Source organism: Cedecea neteri (assembly GCF_000757825.1).
Lineage (GTDB): Bacteria > Pseudomonadota > Gammaproteobacteria > Enterobacterales > Enterobacteriaceae > Cedecea > Cedecea selenatireducens.
The window spans coordinates 3,579,154-3,596,503 of the sequence record NZ_CP009451.1 but is presented as its reverse complement, the minus strand read 5'-3'; the positions used below and the strand labels follow the sequence as shown (position 1 = coordinate 3,596,503).

The window sequence follows — 17,350 nt, the reverse complement described above, 5'->3', positions numbered from 1 at the left end:
CAGGCGCGCAACAATTTATTGAAAATTGCCTTAGGGTTTTAAAAGACGAGCGAAAACAACCATCAAATGAAAGCTGGGTTCATTTAAAAGTCACTCTCGTGTTAAAACAATGTAATTACAAAACACCCAAGCGGCGATAAAATTAACCTTTCACGGCTATTTCTTTCAGAGAAAAAATTCATTTCGGTGACTAATTTTAACACCATGAAAATAGCCTTAAGTGAAATTAAATTGTATTACAATTTGACCTGGCGCATGGAATGAATAATAAGGGGAATTTAGATGAGGATATAAACTGATATCTTCAGACCAAAAACACAACACAACTGATTGTTTTTGTTGGTGTTAAATAAAAACAAAACTTACAGAGATGAAATATTAAAAAACATGGATTTACAGACTAATCCTATTAGGGAATTAACCTTAATTTTATTTTTGAAAGTAAAAAATTAATTTTGTCATTGAAAAAACCACATGAAAAACCCTACTTCAGGTGCAACAAATAAGTCTTCAACAAGCTTAAACAGCATCAATAATCGCTTTCAGATATCACGTAAATGCGTCGCAACACCCCATTTAACCAATTGGATACATTCATCTTCGATATTCATGATGCTATAACTGCAGTTTTGATGACCATATTGTCTGAGATCGTCGGTAATTAAAGCACCTTTCAATTCCCAAATGGCAATCTCCAAAGCATGGCCGTGGCTCACAATAATAACGGTATCCTTCTGGTGATGTATATTTAGCGTTTTCAGGCAAGAAAACAGGCGATGACTCACGTTATTCAGGCTTTCACCCTGAGAACTAACCCGCAGAGGATCGCCCGATAGCAGGGCATCAAATAACTCAGGATGCTGTTTTTGCGCCTCCATCGCATTTATCCCCTGAAGCCGCCCAAAATCACGTTCTTGTAAACGTTCATCCACGCTTATCCGGCTGCCTAATTTGCTAGCCAGCACATTCGCTGTGCCCTGTGCACGCAGGGCTGGTGACGTGTAAATATGCGCGACGGTTAAATCGGCCAACGCGGCAGCCAGCGCAAAGCTTTGCCGGAGCCCCCGCGCCGTAAGTTGGCTGTCCAGCCTTCCCTGAATAATGCCTTGTTGATTCCCCTCACTTTCGCCATGCCGTACCAGAATTACCCGCATGCTCTTTCCTTTGTTGAAAATTTAATTTAGCATTTACTAAATTTAGAAAAATCTAAAATAAGGTACGATGAAACCAGACCTTTCTCAGCTTCAGTCCAGCGCGGATGAAGCAGCAAAACTACTGAAAGCCATGAGCAACCCGCGGCGTTTGCTGATTCTGTGCCTGCTGCTCGACTCCCCCGGCACCAGCGCCGGAGAACTGGCCGCCGCCGCAGGGTTAAGCCCGTCGGCAACGTCTCAACACCTGGCGAAAATGAAGGATGAAGGACTCATTGAGCACCAGCGTAACGCCCAGCGAGTGCTCTATTTCATCAAAGATAGCTCAGTGCGCGAGGTGATCGCGACGCTGAAAGCCATTTATTGCCCTTAAGGAACATCATGACCATACCAGCCATCACGGCAGAAGAAGCGAAAAAGCTCATTGCCAGCGGAGCAGCGCTGATAGACATCCGCGAGCCGGATGAACATGCCCGCGAAAACATTCCTGAAGCGCATCTGTTGCCGCTCTCGGCGATTGAAAACGGCGCCCGACTGGGGCCACTGGACCCGCACGATGTGGTGATTTTCCACTGCCAGTCCGGGATGCGCTCCTCTCAGCATGCTCAAAAACTGGCTAAGCTTGCCGAACCGGCTCAGGTCATGTTGCTGGAAGGCGGGCTTGAGGCGTGGAAAAAAGGCGGGCAGGAAGTTCTGGCGGATAAAAGCCAGCCCATGCCCATCATGCGGCAGGTGCAGATCGTCGCAGGTTCGTTGATCCTGCTCGGTGTCGTACTGGGATACGCCATCAATCAAGGTTTTTTCCTGATTTCAGGCTTTGTGGGCGCAGGTTTACTGTTTGCCGGGATCAGCGGATTTTGCGGCATGGCGCGTTTACTCGCCTGGCTGCCGTGGAACCGCAGCTAGCGTATCCTGCTTTATCCACCTCGATTTCTGATCTATGGTTATCTGGCGGCATAACCGCATTAAATTCCCTTAGCATTCAGAGGTTTTTCTATGTTTAAACAAGGTGATGTGGTTCAGCCAAACCAGGGCGGCCCTAAGCTGCAGGTCGTCGAGGTTCAGGGAGAGGATTTGATTTGCGTCCCGGCCTCAACCTTAGGCGCGGATAAACTGACGCTGAAAGCGGATTCTGTCTCGCTGTACAAGGAAGAAGGCGATTTCGGCGTTTGCTGAGCCATAAAAAAACGGCGTGAGGTTAATCACGCCGTTCTTATCAATAAAAGTGCCCCTATCCTTGTCGTCGCCATTCATAAACAACCGGGCACGGCGGCAATCCAGGCCAGCAATCAGTAGCCCTTCTCATAACCCGCAAAGAAACATCGAACCGCAACGTCCGCGTTGACCTCTTTCAGGAAGTCAGCCACCGACTCTTTATCCAGCTGATAGCGACGAGTCAGCACCCCGGCTTCCCAGGCTGCGCGCTGACGATCGCCGGTTTGCTCGGCCATATGGTGAGCAAAACCCAGCACGAAGCCGCGCTTGTAATCAGAACAAAAACGCTCAACGTTGACCGCGCTGTCGGCCTGCCGGGCTTTCATTCCGGCCATCAGGCCCTTACCAAAATGGTTATCCATCAGCGACTCCTCATCACTCGCTATATAAATAATTATATAACGATTTTAAACGTGATGGGTATCCCTAAAACCCAGGGTTTTTGGGGGATTCTGTGCTTTTGGGCACGATTAATTCATCTCGTTGATAATAAATAGAAAAATAAAAAAGAGACCACAAAATCAGGAAATGCCAGCGGCAAAGTGTGTTTCATCGCACTTTATCGACAAAAACCCTATAAATAAAAATTTTTAGCTAATTGATGAAATCAATCCAGTAACATACCCTACGCAGGATAAATTACATGATTCATAACACTGCCAATTAGCCATAAAAGCAGCTCAACACACTGCTTTTAAATCGGAGTCAACATTATGTTTTCCCGTGAGTCACGCTTACGCCATGCAGCCGCAGATATTTTTGCGATGGTAGTGTATTGCTCGGTCGTGAACATGATGATTGAGATCTTCCTCTCAGGCATGACTTTCGAACAGTCACTCTCTTCTCGCCTGGTCGCCGTGCCGGTTAATATTCTTATCGCCTGGCCATACGGCTTCTACCGTGATGCCTTTATGCGTGCGGCTCGTCGTATCACCCCGGCAAGCTGGGCGAAAAACCTGGCTGACGTGCTGGCCTACGTAACCTTCCAGTCCCCGGTCTATGTGGTGATTTTATGGAGCGTAGGCGCGGACTGGCACCAGATTGTGGCTGCCGTGACGTCGAACCTGCTGGTGTCGATGATGATGGGTGCCGCTTACGGCTACTTTTTAGATTTTTGCCGCCGCCTGTTTCGCGTCAGCGGCCAGATAGGCGTGAAGGCGGGAGCCTGAGTCCCGGTTTGCAAGGGCGACTGGCCTGAAAGCCAGTCGTTCACTTATTCAGTCTCGCCAAATAACCCTGCCAGATACCTTTCCAGCGCAATACGGGAGCTGAAACCGTGCGGAATGCCATAGTGTTCGTGCGTTTCACCGGCCAGATAGAGCGGGAACTGCTGATAATGATCGCAGGTCTTCATTTCTGAAGCCGGATCGGCCAGCGACTGGCTACGCTCTCTCAGGGTAGGATGAATAATCAGGGCGGTGCGCCCCATGCGTGCTTCGCGGTTCACATACACGTAATTCTCGCCACGACGATAGCCGTAGGTTTTTGCTGTTACCACATCCATGGTAAAACCCGATTTCTCAAGAACTCGGGCCACCTCGTCCGGTCGTAAATACATAGATTTTCCTCGTCATCATTTACTGCATCGCAACCATACATTAAGCAGCATCGGCAACGCTTTCGGAATTGTCCAGAAAGCCCGGCAATAGCCGTGAGCCGTCCCATAACTAAAATCCATGGTCTACACTTAGCCTTACATCTTAGAAAGGGAGACAACAATGGCTAGCCGAGCAAACAGAAATAACGTTGACGATCAGGTAGACGAAATCAATAACGATGTCAGCCAGCTTGCGGATACGCTGGAAGATGTACTGAAGTCCTTCGGTAGCGATGCGAAAGATGAAGTTGATGCCGCACGTAAAAAAGCCGAAGCCCTTCTGAAAGAGACCCGTGCCCGTATTAACGGCAACCAGGGTCGCGTTAAGCAGGCCGCACGTGATGCCGTAGGCTGCGCCGATTCCTATGTCCGTGACAAACCCTGGCAGAGCGTGGGTATTGGCGCGGCAGTGGGTATTTTCCTCGGGGCTTTGCTGGTGTCACGCCGCTAACCCTGAGTGTTTAACAGTCGATAAATGAGACTAAATGCGTGTTACAACCCCGGTGCTTTTCGCCGGGGTTTTTACGTTATGGCCAGCCGCAGCCGTACCGCATAGCGCTGTGCGAGTTCATACGAGCTGATGTTGGTAAAGCTCAGCAGTAAACCGCCCCGCCCGGCATGTTCTATTCGCCAGCGGCTAAGCGCCTGAACCGCAAGCCCCGCGGCTCTCGCTTTGCCTTCTACGGCCAGGTCATCACCTTCAACTTCCATCACCATCTGAATGCCGCCTTCCTGCGGCACAACCGCAAACCCTTGCGCACGCAGCGCCTCCTCGAGCCATAGCCGACGCTCGGCGTAGCACTGACGCATTTTTTTTAGGTGCCGCCAGAAATGCCCCTCCCGCAAGAAATCAGCAATGGCCTGCTGGATAAGGACTGGTGCAGTACAAGGCTGCCTGCGAGCCTGCCGCTGAAAATCTTCCATCGCATGGGGAGGTACCACCAGCCATGCCACACGCAGCGCGGGAAACATCGACTTGCTGAAAGTCCCCGCGTAAATAACGCGCTGCGGGCTGTCCAGGCTTTTGAGCGGCGGCAGCGGTTTACCGTGGTAGCGAAATTCGCTGTCGTAGTCATCCTCAATAATCCAGCTCTGCTCGCGGCTGGCCCATTCCAATAAGGCGTGTCGGCGCGGCAGAGAGAGCGCAACGCCCGATGGGCTTTGGTGTGCGGGCGTCAAAAGCGCAAAACGGGCATCGGAAAAGTGGCGTAAACCGTAATCCACCTGCATCCCTTCACCATCGACAGGGATAGCACGGACCTGCATTCCAGCCTTCGCAAAGTCGGGGCGGACGAAGCGGTAGCCCGGATCTTCCAGCCAGATGCCATCCCCCGGTCGCGCAAGCGTAGAGAGCACCAGGGCTAATCCAGCCTGGAAGCCTGAGGTGACAAAAATTTGCTCCGGCTGGCAGTCGATGCTGCGTGAAAAGCGCAGGTAATCTGCAATCGCCTGCTTAAGTGAGGCTTCACCGCCGGGTTCAGGAAGCATCAGGTCAAAGCGAGTTTGCTGGCGCAGGCGCCGCCCCATAAGCCTTGCCCAAATGGCACGGGGGAAAAGATCCAGCGCCGGAAGCCCCATCTGGAAAGGTCTGGGTGCGCCCTGCGGCCTGGCGGCTGAGACGTTTTCGCCTCCGCCATCGCTTTTCACCGACGGGCTAACGAAGGTGCCGGCTTGCCCGCGTCGCTCCAGCCAGCCCTGGGCAACCAGGTCGCCATACGCATTTTCAACCGTGGCTCTGGCAACGCCCAGCTCCAGCGCCAAAGTCCGGCTGGAAGGCAGGCGGCTTCCCGCGGTCAGCTCGCCGCTGTTTATCGCCTGCTTTAGCTGGCGCGCAATCTGCTGATAGCGCGGCTGAGTGTGGTGAGATGCAACAACCGGCGGGACTGGCTTCTGTTTCATGGTCTGGTTTTTTAGTTAACTTATGGCTCTCTTTGATAGTCCATCATAGTGGTAAATTTGCCTCACACCAATCTGAGGAGCCACACCATGATCGAATTACGTCAGCCTTACTATGAACTTTCCCCCAACGTGATCAAACCGATGCGGCAGGCGCTGCAGGGCCTGGAAAACGGCCCGCTAAGCAACGAGCTGATCGAGCTGGTTTTCCTGCGCGTTTCGCAGATTAATGGCTGCGCCTACTGCCTGGAGATGCATTCTAAAGCGCTGCGTAAATCCGGCGTTGAGCAGGTGAAGCTGGATTCACTGGCGGGCTGGAAGGTAAGCCATCAGTTTACGGAGAAAGAGCGTGCGGCTCTGGCCTGGGCAGAAGCCATTACCCTGATTGCCGACAGCAACGCCGAAGACGATGTTTATCAGCCGCTGCTGCAATTTTTCAGCGCCGAGGAGATTGTCGATTTGACGCTGGCGGCCAGCATGATGAATGCGTTTAACCGCGTTGCGGTTGGGATGCGGCAGTAAGCGGGTATAGTCTCTTCGTCACAAATACTCGCGATTATGTATGGTCGGTGAATATTCCGTTCACTTCCAGTCCTGTTTCATCTGTCACCACTGCACCGGTGAACGTCTCGGGAGAATCACCGTCATTCCCCCGAGACCCCGGACTCCCGGCGAAATAAATCGACCGCTGAAGCGGCAGACCTCCGTTTTATCTCCCAGTCCTGGGTCGGCTGAGATGCGTTCCCGACGCTCTCAGCCTCCGGCCGTTCCCGACGTCCGGACCCCGGCCAGTCGGAGAGAAAACCGAGGCGATTTAAGCCGGAACCGAGCCTCGCTTTTTATTTTTACCCTCACCCTAACCCTCTCCCTGAAAGGGAGAGGGAATAAACAATGTTTCACCCCGGCCCTCTCCCTCTGGGAGAGGGCCGGGGTGAGGGTGGAATTGCTTCCCGGCTCTCATCGCCCCCGGCCATGACCCAACTCAGGCGGGGTTGACCTGCCGGGAGCTGCGAAAGAGAGCGATCGTCGGGAACGAATGGGGAAACAGGATCACGGGTGAACGGAACCTTAACCACTTTTTCATAGACAAAGGCCCTTTGTGCCGAAGAAGCTTCCCCCTTCCCCTACACTTTTCAACCCCCTACGAAACTCATCAAAAACGCTATATGTTGCGTGGTTGCAAATTATTAAATCAACATCTAGTATTTCTCTCAGTAAGAACACACCACCCGTCGGGCAGCAAACTGCGGCGTTCCATTATTCTAAAGGGAAATACGAATCATGCGCATTACTATTTACACTAAAGATGATTGTGTTCAGTGCCATGCCACAAAACGGGCAATGGAGAGCCGCGGTTTTGCCTTCGAGATGATCAATCTCGACCTCAATCCGGAAGCGGCAGATGACCTGCGAGCCAAAGGATTTCGCCAGCTGCCGGTGGTGGTCACCGAAGCAGAAAGCTGGAGCGGTTTTCGCCCGGATATGATCAATCGCCTCTGCGTTGCCGCCAGCGTATGAGCACCCTCGTCTACTTCTCCAGCGAGTCGGAAAACACCCTGCGTTTTATCGAACGCCTTGGGTTGCCCGCCTTGCGCATCCCCCTGGAGGTAAAAGCGCGCCTGGAAGTGACGGAACCCTACATTTTAATCGTGCCCAGCTACGGCGGCGGCGGCATTGCCGGAGCGGTACCGCCTCAGGTGATCCGCTTTCTGAACAACCCGAACAATCGCGCGCTGATCCGCGGCGTGATTGCCAGCGGCAACCGCAGCTTTGGCGAAGGGTTTTGCCGGGCCGGGGACGTCATTTCACAAAAATGCCAGGTGCCCTACCTCTACCGTTTTGAGCTATTGGGCACCCCGCAAGACATCGACAACGTGCGTAAGGGAGTAAGCGAATTTTGGCAACGACAGAAGCAGTCCGTTTAGCGACGGAGAGCGTGGACTACCACGCGCTCAACGCCATGCTCAACCTCTATGACAAAGAGGGAAATATCCAGTTTGATAAAGACAAACAGGCCGTAGCCAGCTTCTTCGAGCAGCATGTGTTGCCGCGCACCGTCAGCTTCCCCAACCTGCAGGCAAAGCTGGATTACCTGGTTACCGAGCAGTATTACGACGAAGCCGTGCTGACCCGCTACTCCCGCCAGTTCGTCCTTGAGCTGTTTGACCGCGCCCACGGCAGCGGCTTCCAGTTTCAGACCTTTTTAGGCGCGTGGAAGTACTACACCAGCTACACCCTGAAGACCTGGGACGGGAAACAGTATCTGGAACATTTTCCGGATCGCGTTTGCATGGTAGCGCTGACTCTCGCTCAGGGGGACGAGCCACTCGCCGCACGCCTGATGGACGAGATGCTAAGCGGCCGTTTTCAGCCCGCCACGCCGACCTTCCTCAACTGCGGTAAGAAGCAGCGGGGAGAGCTGGTTTCCTGTTTCCTGCTGCGCATCGAAGACAATATGGAGTCGATTGGCCGCGCGGTTAACTCTGCGCTTCAGCTTTCCAAGCGCGGCGGCGGCGTAGCGTTCCTGCTCTCCAACCTGCGTGAATCTGGTGCGCCCATCAAACGCATTGAAAACCAGTCATCAGGCGTGATCCCGGTAATGAAAATGCTGGAAGACGCGTTTTCCTACGCCAATCAGCTTGGCGCTCGCCAGGGCGCAGGCGCGGTTTACCTCAACGCTCACCACCCGGATATTCTGCGCTTCCTGGACACCAAGCGGGAAAACGCCGACGAAAAGATCCGCATTAAAACGCTGTCGCTTGGCGTCACGATCCCGGATATCACCTTCCAGCTCGCCAAAACCAATCAGCAGATGGCGCTGTTTTCGCCTTATGACGTAGAGCGAATCTACGGCAAGCCGTTTGGCGACATCAGCGTCAACGATCTTTATCAGCAAATGGTGGACGACGACCGCATCCGTAAAAGCTGGATTAACGCCCGTGATTTCTTCCAGACGCTGGCGGAGATCCAGTTTGAGTCAGGCTACCCGTACATCATGTTTGAGGACACGGTCAACCGGGCGAACCCAATTGCCGGGCGTATCAACATGAGCAACCTGTGCTCGGAAATTTTGCAGGTGAACAGCGCCTCGACCTATGACGAAAACCTCGATTACGCACAGATTGGCAAAGATATCTCCTGCAACCTCGGCTCGCTGAACATCGCCCATACCATGGACTCACCGGATTTTGGCCGCACGATAGACACGGCCATTCGCGGCCTGACGGCGGTGTCGGACATGAGCCACATTCGCTCGGTGCCGTCGGTTGAGGTGGGTAACGCCGCCTCCCATGCCATTGGCCTGGGGCAAATGAACCTCCACGGCTATCTGGCGCGCGAAGGCATCGCCTATGGCTCTCCTGAAGGGCTGGATTTCACCAATATCTATTTTTACACCATCACCTGGCACGCGCTTCGTGCTTCCAACGCATTAGCCCGTGAGCGGAACCAGCGTTTTGCAGGCTTTGAACAATCGCGCTATGCCTGCGGCGAATACTTCCGCCAGTACCTGGAGCAGGTGTGGGAGCCGAAAACGGAGAAAGTCCGTGCGTTATTTGCCCAGGCGGGCATCGCCATTCCGGGGCGTGAGCAATGGCAGCAGCTCTGCGACGACGTGCGCGAATACGGCCTGTACAACCAGAACCTGCAGGCTATCCCGCCGACGGGATCTATCTCTTATATCAACCACGCAACCTCGAGCATTCACCCGATTGTGTCCAGGATTGAGATCCGTAAAGAGGGCAAAACCGGACGCGTGTACTACCCCGCGCCGTTTATGACCAACGACAATCTTGAGTTTTATCAGGACGCCTACGACATCGGCCCGGAAAAAATCATCGACACCTACGCTGAGGCCACCCGACACGTTGACCAGGGGCTTTCGCTGACGCTGTTCTTCCGCGATACCGCCACCACCCGCGACATTAATAAAGCGCAAATTTATGCCTGGAAGAAAGGCATTAAGACGCTCTATTACATTCGTCTGCGTCAGCTGGCGCTGGAAGGCACCGAGGTGCAGGGCTGCGTGTCCTGCGCGCTATAACGCGAAGCACCATGCGAAAGTACAAGGAAAGAAAATGACGCAACTGACGCGCGTAAGCGCCATCAACTGGAACAAAATCGAAGACGAGAAAGACCTCGAGGTCTGGAACCGCCTGACCAGCAACTTCTGGCTGCCGGAGAAGGTGCCGCTCTCTAACGACATTCCTGCCTGGCAATCGCTCAGCGACCAGGAGCAGCAGCTCGTTATCCGTGTGTTTACCGGGCTGACGCTGCTGGACACGATTCAGAATACCGTAGGCGCCCCCGCGCTAATGGCCGATTCACTGACCCCACACGAAGAGGCGGTAATGTCGAATATCAGCTTTATGGAGGCGGTGCACGCCCGCTCCTACAGTTCGATATTTTCCACGCTCTGCCAGACCAAAGACGTGGACGCCGCCTACGACTGGAGCGAGCAAAACGACGCCCTGCAGCGTAAAGCCGCGATTATTCTGGGCCATTACCGGGACAACGATCCGCTGAAAAAGAAGATTGCCAGCGTGTTCCTCGAATCCTTCCTGTTTTACTCCGGCTTCTGGCTGCCGATGTATTACTCCAGCCGTGGCAAGCTGACTAATACTGCCGATCTCATCCGGCTCATCATTCGCGACGAGGCGGTACACGGCTATTACATCGGCTATAAGTACCAGAAAGCGCTGGCCCAGCAGAGTGTGGAACGCCAGACCGAGCTGCAAAATTTTGCCCTCGATTTGCTGATGGATCTCTACGATAACGAGCTGGCGTACAGCGAAACGCTCTACCGCGAGCTGGGCTGGGAAGACGAGGTGAAAGCATTTCTGAGCTACAACGCCAACAAGGCGCTGATGAACCTGGGTTACCAGGCGCTGTTCCCGGCTGAAATGGCGGAAGTTAACCCGGCCATCCTCGCCGCGCTGTCGCCGAATGCCGATGAGAACCATGATTTCTTCTCCGGCTCGGGCTCTTCTTACGTGATGGGCAAAGCGGTGGAAACCGAGGACGAGGACTGGGATTTCTAGTAGTCTGGCCGCTGAGCATTTTTGCGAGGTGGCCTATGTCGTTATTTCGTTGTTCTCTTTTCGCGCTGCTTTGCGGCAGCGCCCCGTTAGCTTTTAGCGCGCCGCTGCTGCTGGATATGGCACAGCTGGCGCACAGTAAGCAAGAAATCAGCCAGCAAAACCCGGCTCTGATGCCCGCCTGGCAAGCCCTCAAACATAAAGCCGACCAGGCGCTTATTCATACGCTCTACAGCATCACCCAAAAAAGCCCCGGATCTCCGGCGGGCGATCCTCATGAATATTACAGCTTTTCGGACTACTGGTGGCCTGACCCAAAAGCCCCCGACGGCCTGCCGTGGGTGCGAAAAGATGGCCAGATAAACCCTGCTGCAGTCGGCAAGCAAAGCGACAAAGCCCGGCTAAACGGCATGACCAACGACGTCTGGAATCTGGCGCTGGCCTGGCAGCTTTCCGGCAACGCGGCGTATGCGGCAAAAGCCCGCCAGCAGCTGGTGAACTGGTTTATCACGCCGGAAACCCGGATGACGCCGAATCTTGCTAACGCCCAGAGCATTCCGGGGCGAAAAGGCGTGCGCGGTACCGGCATTCTCGACGGGCGTGGCTTTGTGCGGCTGATCGACGCCATTGAACTGCTGCACGACGGCGGCCAGCTGGACGAAAAAACCTGGAACGGGCTCAGGCAATGGTATCGCGATTATTATCAGTGGCTGACCACCAGCGAAAACGGCAGGAAAGAGGCCGCCGCTGAAAATAACCACGGCACCTGGTATGACGTTCAGGCCGCCGCCATTGCCCTGTGGCTGGGGGATAAAGACGCGGCAAAACAGCGTTTGATTTCTGCCACTCAGCGCATTCCGGTTCAGTTTGACGCCAAAGGCGTGCCGGTGACGGAAATTGAGCGCACGCGCTCCTGGCATTACAGCAACTTTATTCTGGATGCCTGGAACCCGTTAGGGCTGTTGGGTGAAAAGGTTGGGGTCAACGTCTGGCAGGCGAAAAGCGCCGAGCACAGCCTGCAAAATGGCTACCTGTATATCGCCGGGTTTGTCGATAGCCAGACTCCGTGGCCTTACCCCAATATGGAGCCGTTCAAGCCTGATGAAGCGCTGGAAAATATTGTCACTGCCGCACATGCCTGGCGGGAAAATAATACCTTACAGGACAAGGCAAAATGGCTGCTAAATCGAAATAAAACCGCCGTTATAAACTTAATATCAAAACCGTAATATTCCCGTCATTTCAGCCTGAATGCATCCCATTCAGGCTGAATATTCCCCACATTGACAAAAAATATCTCACCACATTAATCCACGCTCAGCCCAGCGTTCATGGGAAATTTCTCCCATATTCAAGGGATAGATATTTTCATATCACAAAACCGAGGGTTGCCTCAGATTCTTAGTATGTTAGGGTATATACAGGTCAATATTTCCACCAGGAAACATCTATAAATAAATCAAATACAGGAAGCCGTATATTGCATGGCAATTAAATTAGAAGTGAAGAATTTATATAAGGTATTTGGCGAACATCCACAGCGCGCATTCAAATACATAGAGAAAGGCATTTCCAAGAGTGAATTACTGGAAAAAACGGGTCTGTCGCTTGGCGTAAAAGACGCCAATCTGGCCATTGAAGAAGGCGAGATTTTTGTCATCATGGGGTTATCCGGTTCAGGGAAATCCACCATGGTTCGCCTTCTCAATCGCCTGATTGAACCCACCCGCGGACAGGTACTGATTGACGGCATCGACATTGCCAAAATATCGGAATCTGAACTCCGTGAGGTGCGCAAAAATAAGATCTCAATGGTCTTCCAGTCATTTGCTCTGATGCCACATATGACGGTATTAAATAATACCGCATTCGGCATGGAACTCGCCGGAATGCCGGTCAAAGAACGCCAGGAAAAAGCGCTGGATGCCCTGCGTCAGGTCGGGCTGGAGAATTACGCGAACGCGTATCCCGATGAGCTTTCCGGCGGCATGCGCCAGCGTGTTGGTTTAGCCCGCGCGCTGGCTATTAATCCCGATATATTACTGATGGATGAAGCCTTTTCGGCACTCGATCCGCTAATTCGAACTGAAATGCAGGACGAATTAATTAAGCTGCAGGCGAAACACCAGCGCACTATTGTTTTTATTTCCCACGATCTCGATGAAGCCATGCGCATTGGCGACCGCATTGCCATTATGCAGGGCGGTGAAGTGGTGCAGGTCGGCACACCGGATGAAATTCTGAATAATCCGGCTAACGACTATGTGCGCACCTTCTTCCGCGGCGTGGACATCAGCCAGGTCTTTAGCGCTAAAGATATTGCCCGCCGTAGCCCGGCTGGCCTGCTGCGTAAAACCACAGGCTTTGGGCCACGCTCGGCGCTTAAGCTGCTGCAGGATGATGACCGCGAATATGGCTATGTCATTGAACGTGGGCAGAAATTCCTCGGTATCGTCTCTACCGATTCGCTGAAAGCGGCACTGGCTGCGGGCGAGGGTCTGGACAATGCGTACCTGGCTTCCCCGGAGGCGGTTTCCGCCGAAACCTCACTGAGCGATCTGCTCTCTCATGTCGGCCAGGCCCCGTGCGCGGTGCCGGTAGTCAGTGAAGAGGGGCAGTACGTGGGCATCATCTCAAAAGGGGTGCTGCTTCAGGCATTAGATCGTGAGGGGGCAAATCAATGAGTGACGCAACTAATCCATGGGATAACGGCAGCGCGGCGACCGACGCCGCAACCAATCAGGCCGCAAGCTCTGCAGACGCATGGGGCGCTCCGGCGTCGGATGCAGCCACCAGCGGGGGTGCCGACTGGCTGAACTCCGCACCGGCAGCGGCACCAGAGCATTTTAATATTCTCGATCCGTTCCACAAAACGCTGATCCCGCTCGACAGTTGGGTGACGCAGGGGATCGACTGGGTGGTGATCCACTTCCGCCCTGTGTTCCAGGGCATTCGCGTGCCGGTGGATTACATTCTTAGCGGCTTCCAGCAGCTGCTGTTAGGTATGCCTGCGCCGGTGGCGATTATCGTCTTCGCGCTGATCGCCTGGCAGATGTCCAGCCTCGGGATGGGCGTCGCGACGCTGATTTCCCTGATTGCCATTGGCGCGATTGGCGCGTGGTCTCAGGCGATGGTTACCCTGGCGCTGGTGCTTACCGCCCTGCTGTTCTGTATGGTCATCGGCCTGCCGCTTGGGATCTGGCTGGCGCGTAGCGAACGGGCGGCGAAGATTATTCGCCCGCTGCTGGATGCGATGCAGACCACCCCGGCGTTCGTTTACCTGGTGCCTATCGTGATGCTGTTCGGCATCGGTAACGTGCCGGGCGTGGTGGTGACGATTATCTTCGCCCTGCCGCCGATTGTGCGCCTGACTATCCTCGGGATTAAGCAGGTGCCGGCAGATTTGGTCGAGGCCACCCGTTCGTTCGGCGCCAGCCCGCGCCAGATGCTGTTCAAAGTCCAGCTCCCGCTGGCAATGCCGACCATTATGGCCGGGGTTAACCAGACGCTGATGCTGGCGCTGTCGATGGTGGTTATCGCCTCGATGATCGCCGTTGGCGGCCTGGGTCAAATGGTTCTGCGCGGTATTGGCCGTCTCGATATGGGCCTGGCAACGGTCGGTGGCGTGGGGATTGTTATCCTTGCCATTATTCTCGACCGCCTGACCCAGTCTATAGGGCGCGACTCCCGCTCCCGTGGCAACCGCCGCTGGTACACCACCGGCCCGCTGGGTCTCCTGACTCGTCCCTTCATTAAATAAGCCTGGCGGCGGCCTCGGGTCGCCCCTCGCCCCATCACCATTAAAAAGGAATAACGATGCGACACAACGCTATTTTAGCCACAGCTCTTGCCACACTCGTTTCCACCAGCGCTTTTGCGGCAGACTTGCCGGGCAAAGGCATCACCGTTCAGCCGATACAGAGCACCATCTCTGAGGAGAGCTTCCAGACGCTGCTGGTGAGCCGCGCGCTGGAAAAAATGGGCTACACCGTGAATAAGCCAAGTGAAGTGGACTATAACGTCGGCTACACCTCTATCGCCGCCGGCGACGCCACCTTTACCGCCGTTAACTGGCGGTCGCTGCATGATGATATGTACGCCGCCGCAGGCGGTGACAAGAAATTCTACCGCGAAGGCACCTTCGTGACCGGCGCGGCTCAGGGTTACCTCATCGACAAGAAAACCGCTGACCAGTACCACATCACCAATATTGAGCAGCTAAAAGACCCGAAAATCGCCAAACTGTTCGACAGCAACGGCGACGGCAAAGCCGACATGATGGGCTGTACGCCTGGCTGGGGCTGTGAGGCGGTGATTAATCACCAGAATGAAGCCTACAAGCTGGCGAACACCGTTACCGTCAACCACGGCAACTACTCGGCAATGATGGCCGACACTATCGCTCGCTTTAAAGAAGGCAAGCCGGTTCTGTACTACACCTGGACCCCCTATTGGGTAAGCGACGTGCTGAAGCCAGGTAAAGACGTGGTCTGGCTGCAGGTGCCGTTCTCTTCCCTGCCGGGCGTGCAGAAAGATATCGATACCAAACTGCCTAACGGCGCTAACTACGGCTTCCCGGTGAGCACCATGCACATTGTCGCCAACAAGGCATGGGCCGAGAAGAACCCGCAGGCCGCGAAGCTGTTTGCCCTCATGAAGCTGCCGCTGGCGGACATTAATGCTCAGAACGCGATGATGCATAACGGCAAGTCTTCCGAAGCCGATGTTAACGGCCACGTGGACGGTTGGATCAAAGCGCACCAGGCGCAGTTTGACGGCTGGGTGAAAGAGGCGCTGGCGGCGAAATAAATCTCCCCTCACCTCCCTTTATTTCCCCCTCTCCCTTCCAGGGGGAGGGCCGGGGTGAGGGTCAATCACCGCACGATCCGACACCCACCTTCCCTACTGCTGACATAATTTTTCGCTATTATTCAGACCTCTCTTTGGCAAGTTGAAGATAATAATGAAAAACAATACTCACGGACTCAGCCCGGCGCTGATCGTCCTGATGTCCGTCGCGACCGGCCTCGCGGTGGCCAGCAACTACTATGCGCAGCCGCTGCTCGATACCATCGCAAACGCCTTCTCACTCTCGGTAAACCAGGCAGGTTTCATCGTCACAACGGCACAGCTTGGCTATGCGGCCGGGCTGTTGCTGCTGGTTCCGCTTGGCGACATGTTTGAGCGTCGTGGGCTTATCGTCTTTATGACGCTGCTGGCGGCAGGCGGGATGCTGATCACCGCCACCAGCCAGTCCCTGTGGATGATGATTCTGGGCACCGCGCTGACCGGACTTTTCTCCGTGGTGGCACAAATTCTCGTGCCGTTTGCCGCCACGCTCGCGGCACCGGAAAAACGCGGAAAAGTTGTCGGGACGATTATGAGCGGGCTGCTGCTTGGGATCCTGCTGGCGCGTACCGTGGCCGGTTTGCTGGCAAGCCTTGGCGGCTGGCGCACCGTTTACTGGGTTGCCAGCGTGCTGATGGCGCTGATGGCGCTCGCCCTGTGGCGCGGATTGCCGCAGGTGAAGCAGGACAGCCACCTCAACTATCCGCAGCTGCTGAGCTCTATCTTCAGTCTGTTTATCAAAAATAGCCTGCTGCGCACCCGCGCCCTGCTGGGCTGCCTGACCTTCGCCAACTTCAGTATTCTCTGGACCTCAATGGCGTTCCTGCTGGCCTCGCCGCCGTTTAACTATTCCGAAGGCGTTATCGGCCTGTTCGGTCTGGCAGGCGCCGCAGGCGCGCTCGGTGCTCGCCCCGCTGGCGGGTTGGTCGATAAGGGCAAAGGACACCACACCACCACCATTGGCCTGCTGCTGCTGCTGCTCTCGTGGGTCGCGATCGCCTTCGGTCAGTTCTCGGCCATCGCGTTGATTATTGGTATTTTGGTGCTGGACCTGACCGTGCAGGGCGTTCACATCACCAACCAGAGTCTGATTTACCGCATGATGCCGGAAGCGCGTAACCGACTGACCGCCGGCTACATGACCAGCTATTTCATCGGCGGCGCGGCGGGCTCTTTGATTTCAGCGAGTGCTTACCAACATGCGGGCTGGAATGGCGTGTGTATCGCCGGCGCCAGCGTCGCCCTACTAAATTTGGTAGTGTGGTGGCGCGGATACCAGCGGCAGGCCGATTAGCGCGATATCGCCACTGCCCGTAAGGGAAATTGAAGATGTAATGACGGGGACAGTCTGTTAAGGTTGTCCCCGTTTACTAATTCGAGTGACATTAACGCAGGTTATTTATTAACACCGTATATGGATAGACCCGCAACTGTTTCAGCCGACAATCGCCACAGGGCGAAACTGTTCGTCAGACTGAAAAGCAGCTTTTCCATCGCCATTTCTCCTGTCCTCAAGGCATCAGCCTCCGGCTTCGATGCCGTTAAACGTCGTTACCCTACTCGAAACCCATTTTCTTCCCCCACGCTGCTTAGCGCTCTGGGCTATG

The 17,350-nt window shown here is 54.5% G+C and carries 19 protein-coding genes; 15 read left to right on the top strand and 4 right to left on the bottom strand.

Annotation, left to right across the window (positions count from 1 at the left end; translation table 11 throughout):
* Positions 1-542 precede the first annotated feature (542 nt).
* The gene (locus tag JT31_RS16705) at positions 543-1,154 is read right to left on the bottom strand and encodes a histidine phosphatase family protein (RefSeq protein ID WP_038479609.1); all 612 of its coding nucleotides are present in this window, start codon (positions 1,152-1,154) and stop codon (positions 543-545) included.
* A gap of 67 nt (positions 1,155-1,221) precedes the next feature.
* Here JT31_RS16705 and JT31_RS16700 point away from each other — a divergent pair, with 67 nt between their 5' ends.
* From JT31_RS16700 to JT31_RS16690, 3 genes are all read left to right on the top strand, one after another.
* The gene (locus JT31_RS16700; protein ID WP_038479606.1) at positions 1,222-1,524 is read left to right on the top strand and encodes an ArsR/SmtB family transcription factor; all 303 of its coding nucleotides are present in this window, start codon (positions 1,222-1,224) and stop codon (positions 1,522-1,524) included.
* 8 nt (positions 1,525-1,532) lie between these two features.
* Positions 1,533-2,057 carry a rhodanese family protein gene (locus JT31_RS16695; RefSeq protein ID WP_038479603.1) on the top strand — a complete coding sequence of 175 codons (525 nt, stop codon included), beginning with the start codon at positions 1,533-1,535 and terminating at the stop codon, positions 2,055-2,057.
* 90 nt (positions 2,058-2,147) lie between these two features.
* Entirely contained in the window at positions 2,148-2,327 is a 180-nt protein-coding gene (locus tag JT31_RS16690) for a hypothetical protein (RefSeq protein ID WP_038479599.1), read from the top strand.
* Positions 2,328-2,440: 113 nt separating this feature from the next.
* Here JT31_RS16690 and JT31_RS16685 read toward each other — a convergent pair whose 3' ends face one another.
* Positions 2,441-2,728, bottom strand: coding sequence for a DUF2623 family protein (locus JT31_RS16685; RefSeq protein WP_038479596.1), 288 nt, complete (start codon positions 2,726-2,728; stop codon positions 2,441-2,443).
* Between the two features lie 351 nt (positions 2,729-3,079).
* Here JT31_RS16685 and JT31_RS16680 point away from each other — a divergent pair, with 351 nt between their 5' ends.
* Positions 3,080-3,535, top strand: a complete 456-nt coding sequence (locus JT31_RS16680; RefSeq protein WP_038479593.1) for an L-alanine exporter AlaE — start codon at positions 3,080-3,082, stop codon at positions 3,533-3,535.
* 44 nt (positions 3,536-3,579) lie between these two features.
* On the opposite strand, the gene JT31_RS16675 is transcribed toward JT31_RS16680, so the two are convergent.
* Entirely contained in the window at positions 3,580-3,924 is a 345-nt protein-coding gene (locus JT31_RS16675) for a DUF2002 family protein (protein WP_038479590.1), read from the bottom strand.
* A gap of 160 nt (positions 3,925-4,084) precedes the next feature.
* Between JT31_RS16675 and JT31_RS16670 the strand changes: the two genes are divergently transcribed.
* On the top strand, positions 4,085-4,414 hold the full coding sequence (locus JT31_RS16670; protein ID WP_038479586.1) for a DUF883 family protein: 330 nt from the start codon (positions 4,085-4,087) through the stop codon (positions 4,412-4,414).
* Positions 4,415-4,485: 71 nt separating this feature from the next.
* Here the strand turns inward: JT31_RS16670 and JT31_RS16665 are convergent, their stop codons facing one another.
* Positions 4,486-5,862: a PLP-dependent aminotransferase family protein gene (locus JT31_RS16665; RefSeq protein ID WP_052049012.1), complete on the bottom strand. Its 1,377-nt coding sequence runs from the start codon at positions 5,860-5,862 to the stop codon at positions 4,486-4,488.
* Between the two features lie 87 nt (positions 5,863-5,949).
* Between JT31_RS16665 and JT31_RS16660 the strand changes: the two genes are divergently transcribed.
* The 10 genes from JT31_RS16660 (at position 5,950) to JT31_RS16615 (ending at position 17,037) form a co-directional block, all read left to right on the top strand.
* Positions 5,950-6,381: a carboxymuconolactone decarboxylase family protein gene (locus JT31_RS16660; RefSeq protein WP_038479583.1), complete on the top strand. Its 432-nt coding sequence runs from the start codon at positions 5,950-5,952 to the stop codon at positions 6,379-6,381.
* Positions 6,382-7,140: 759 nt separating this feature from the next.
* Complete coding sequence (gene nrdH, locus JT31_RS16655; protein ID WP_038479580.1) at positions 7,141-7,377, top strand: glutaredoxin-like protein NrdH; 237 nt, start codon at positions 7,141-7,143, stop codon at positions 7,375-7,377.
* The gene (nrdI, locus tag JT31_RS16650; RefSeq protein ID WP_008458227.1) at positions 7,374-7,784 is read left to right on the top strand and encodes a class Ib ribonucleoside-diphosphate reductase assembly flavoprotein NrdI; all 411 of its coding nucleotides are present in this window, start codon (positions 7,374-7,376) and stop codon (positions 7,782-7,784) included. The genes nrdH and nrdI overlap by 4 nt, the downstream gene beginning before the upstream one ends.
* Before the next feature lie 35 nt (positions 7,785-7,819).
* Positions 7,820-9,901: a class 1b ribonucleoside-diphosphate reductase subunit alpha gene (nrdE, locus tag JT31_RS16645; protein ID WP_419177774.1), complete on the top strand. Its 2,082-nt coding sequence runs from the start codon at positions 7,820-7,822 to the stop codon at positions 9,899-9,901.
* A gap of 34 nt (positions 9,902-9,935) precedes the next feature.
* Positions 9,936-10,898: a class 1b ribonucleoside-diphosphate reductase subunit beta gene (gene nrdF, locus JT31_RS16640; RefSeq protein WP_038479574.1), complete on the top strand. Its 963-nt coding sequence runs from the start codon at positions 9,936-9,938 to the stop codon at positions 10,896-10,898.
* Between the two features lie 35 nt (positions 10,899-10,933).
* On the top strand, positions 10,934-12,124 hold the full coding sequence (locus tag JT31_RS16635; RefSeq protein WP_038479571.1) for an alginate lyase family protein: 1,191 nt from the start codon (positions 10,934-10,936) through the stop codon (positions 12,122-12,124).
* A gap of 255 nt (positions 12,125-12,379) precedes the next feature.
* The gene (gene proV / locus JT31_RS16630; RefSeq protein ID WP_038479568.1) at positions 12,380-13,579 is read left to right on the top strand and encodes a glycine betaine/L-proline ABC transporter ATP-binding protein ProV; all 1,200 of its coding nucleotides are present in this window, start codon (positions 12,380-12,382) and stop codon (positions 13,577-13,579) included.
* Positions 13,576-14,655, top strand: coding sequence for a glycine betaine/L-proline ABC transporter permease ProW (gene proW, locus JT31_RS16625; RefSeq protein WP_038479565.1), 1,080 nt, complete (start codon positions 13,576-13,578; stop codon positions 14,653-14,655). The genes proV and proW overlap by 4 nt, the downstream gene beginning before the upstream one ends.
* Positions 14,656-14,711: 56 nt before the next feature.
* Positions 14,712-15,704, top strand: a complete 993-nt coding sequence (gene proX, locus JT31_RS16620) for a glycine betaine/L-proline ABC transporter substrate-binding protein ProX (protein WP_038479562.1) — start codon at positions 14,712-14,714, stop codon at positions 15,702-15,704.
* A gap of 154 nt (positions 15,705-15,858) precedes the next feature.
* The gene (locus JT31_RS16615; protein WP_038479558.1) at positions 15,859-17,037 is read left to right on the top strand and encodes an MFS transporter; all 1,179 of its coding nucleotides are present in this window, start codon (positions 15,859-15,861) and stop codon (positions 17,035-17,037) included.
* Positions 17,038-17,350: the final 313 nt, after the last annotated feature.

What these genes read in the sequence shown, in the direction of transcription:
- JT31_RS16705 (WP_038479609.1), bottom strand. Translation starts at nt 1,154, where the DNA reads ATGCGGGTAATTCTGGTACGGCATGGCGAAAGTGAGGGGAATCAACAA.
- JT31_RS16700 (WP_038479606.1), top strand. Translation starts at nt 1,222, where the DNA reads ATGAAACCAGACCTTTCTCAGCTTCAGTCCAGCGCGGATGAAGCAGCA.
- JT31_RS16695 (WP_038479603.1), top strand. Translation starts at nt 1,533, where the DNA reads ATGACCATACCAGCCATCACGGCAGAAGAAGCGAAAAAGCTCATTGCC.
- JT31_RS16690 (WP_038479599.1), top strand. Translation starts at nt 2,148, where the DNA reads ATGTTTAAACAAGGTGATGTGGTTCAGCCAAACCAGGGCGGCCCTAAG.
- JT31_RS16685 (WP_038479596.1), bottom strand. Translation starts at nt 2,728, where the DNA reads ATGGATAACCATTTTGGTAAGGGCCTGATGGCCGGAATGAAAGCCCGG.
- JT31_RS16680 (WP_038479593.1), top strand. Translation starts at nt 3,080, where the DNA reads ATGTTTTCCCGTGAGTCACGCTTACGCCATGCAGCCGCAGATATTTTT.
- JT31_RS16675 (WP_038479590.1), bottom strand. Translation starts at nt 3,924, where the DNA reads ATGTATTTACGACCGGACGAGGTGGCCCGAGTTCTTGAGAAATCGGGT.
- JT31_RS16670 (WP_038479586.1), top strand. Translation starts at nt 4,085, where the DNA reads ATGGCTAGCCGAGCAAACAGAAATAACGTTGACGATCAGGTAGACGAA.
- JT31_RS16665 (WP_052049012.1), bottom strand. Translation starts at nt 5,862, where the DNA reads ATGAAACAGAAGCCAGTCCCGCCGGTTGTTGCATCTCACCACACTCAG.
- JT31_RS16660 (WP_038479583.1), top strand. Translation starts at nt 5,950, where the DNA reads ATGATCGAATTACGTCAGCCTTACTATGAACTTTCCCCCAACGTGATC.
- nrdH (WP_038479580.1), top strand. Translation starts at nt 7,141, where the DNA reads ATGCGCATTACTATTTACACTAAAGATGATTGTGTTCAGTGCCATGCC.
- nrdI (WP_008458227.1), top strand. Translation starts at nt 7,374, where the DNA reads ATGAGCACCCTCGTCTACTTCTCCAGCGAGTCGGAAAACACCCTGCGT.
- nrdE (WP_419177774.1), top strand. Translation starts at nt 7,820, where the DNA reads ATGCTCAACCTCTATGACAAAGAGGGAAATATCCAGTTTGATAAAGAC.
- nrdF (WP_038479574.1), top strand. Translation starts at nt 9,936, where the DNA reads ATGACGCAACTGACGCGCGTAAGCGCCATCAACTGGAACAAAATCGAA.
- JT31_RS16635 (WP_038479571.1), top strand. Translation starts at nt 10,934, where the DNA reads ATGTCGTTATTTCGTTGTTCTCTTTTCGCGCTGCTTTGCGGCAGCGCC.
- proV (WP_038479568.1), top strand. Translation starts at nt 12,380, where the DNA reads ATGGCAATTAAATTAGAAGTGAAGAATTTATATAAGGTATTTGGCGAA.
- proW (WP_038479565.1), top strand. Translation starts at nt 13,576, where the DNA reads ATGAGTGACGCAACTAATCCATGGGATAACGGCAGCGCGGCGACCGAC.
- proX (WP_038479562.1), top strand. Translation starts at nt 14,712, where the DNA reads ATGCGACACAACGCTATTTTAGCCACAGCTCTTGCCACACTCGTTTCC.
- JT31_RS16615 (WP_038479558.1), top strand. Translation starts at nt 15,859, where the DNA reads ATGAAAAACAATACTCACGGACTCAGCCCGGCGCTGATCGTCCTGATG.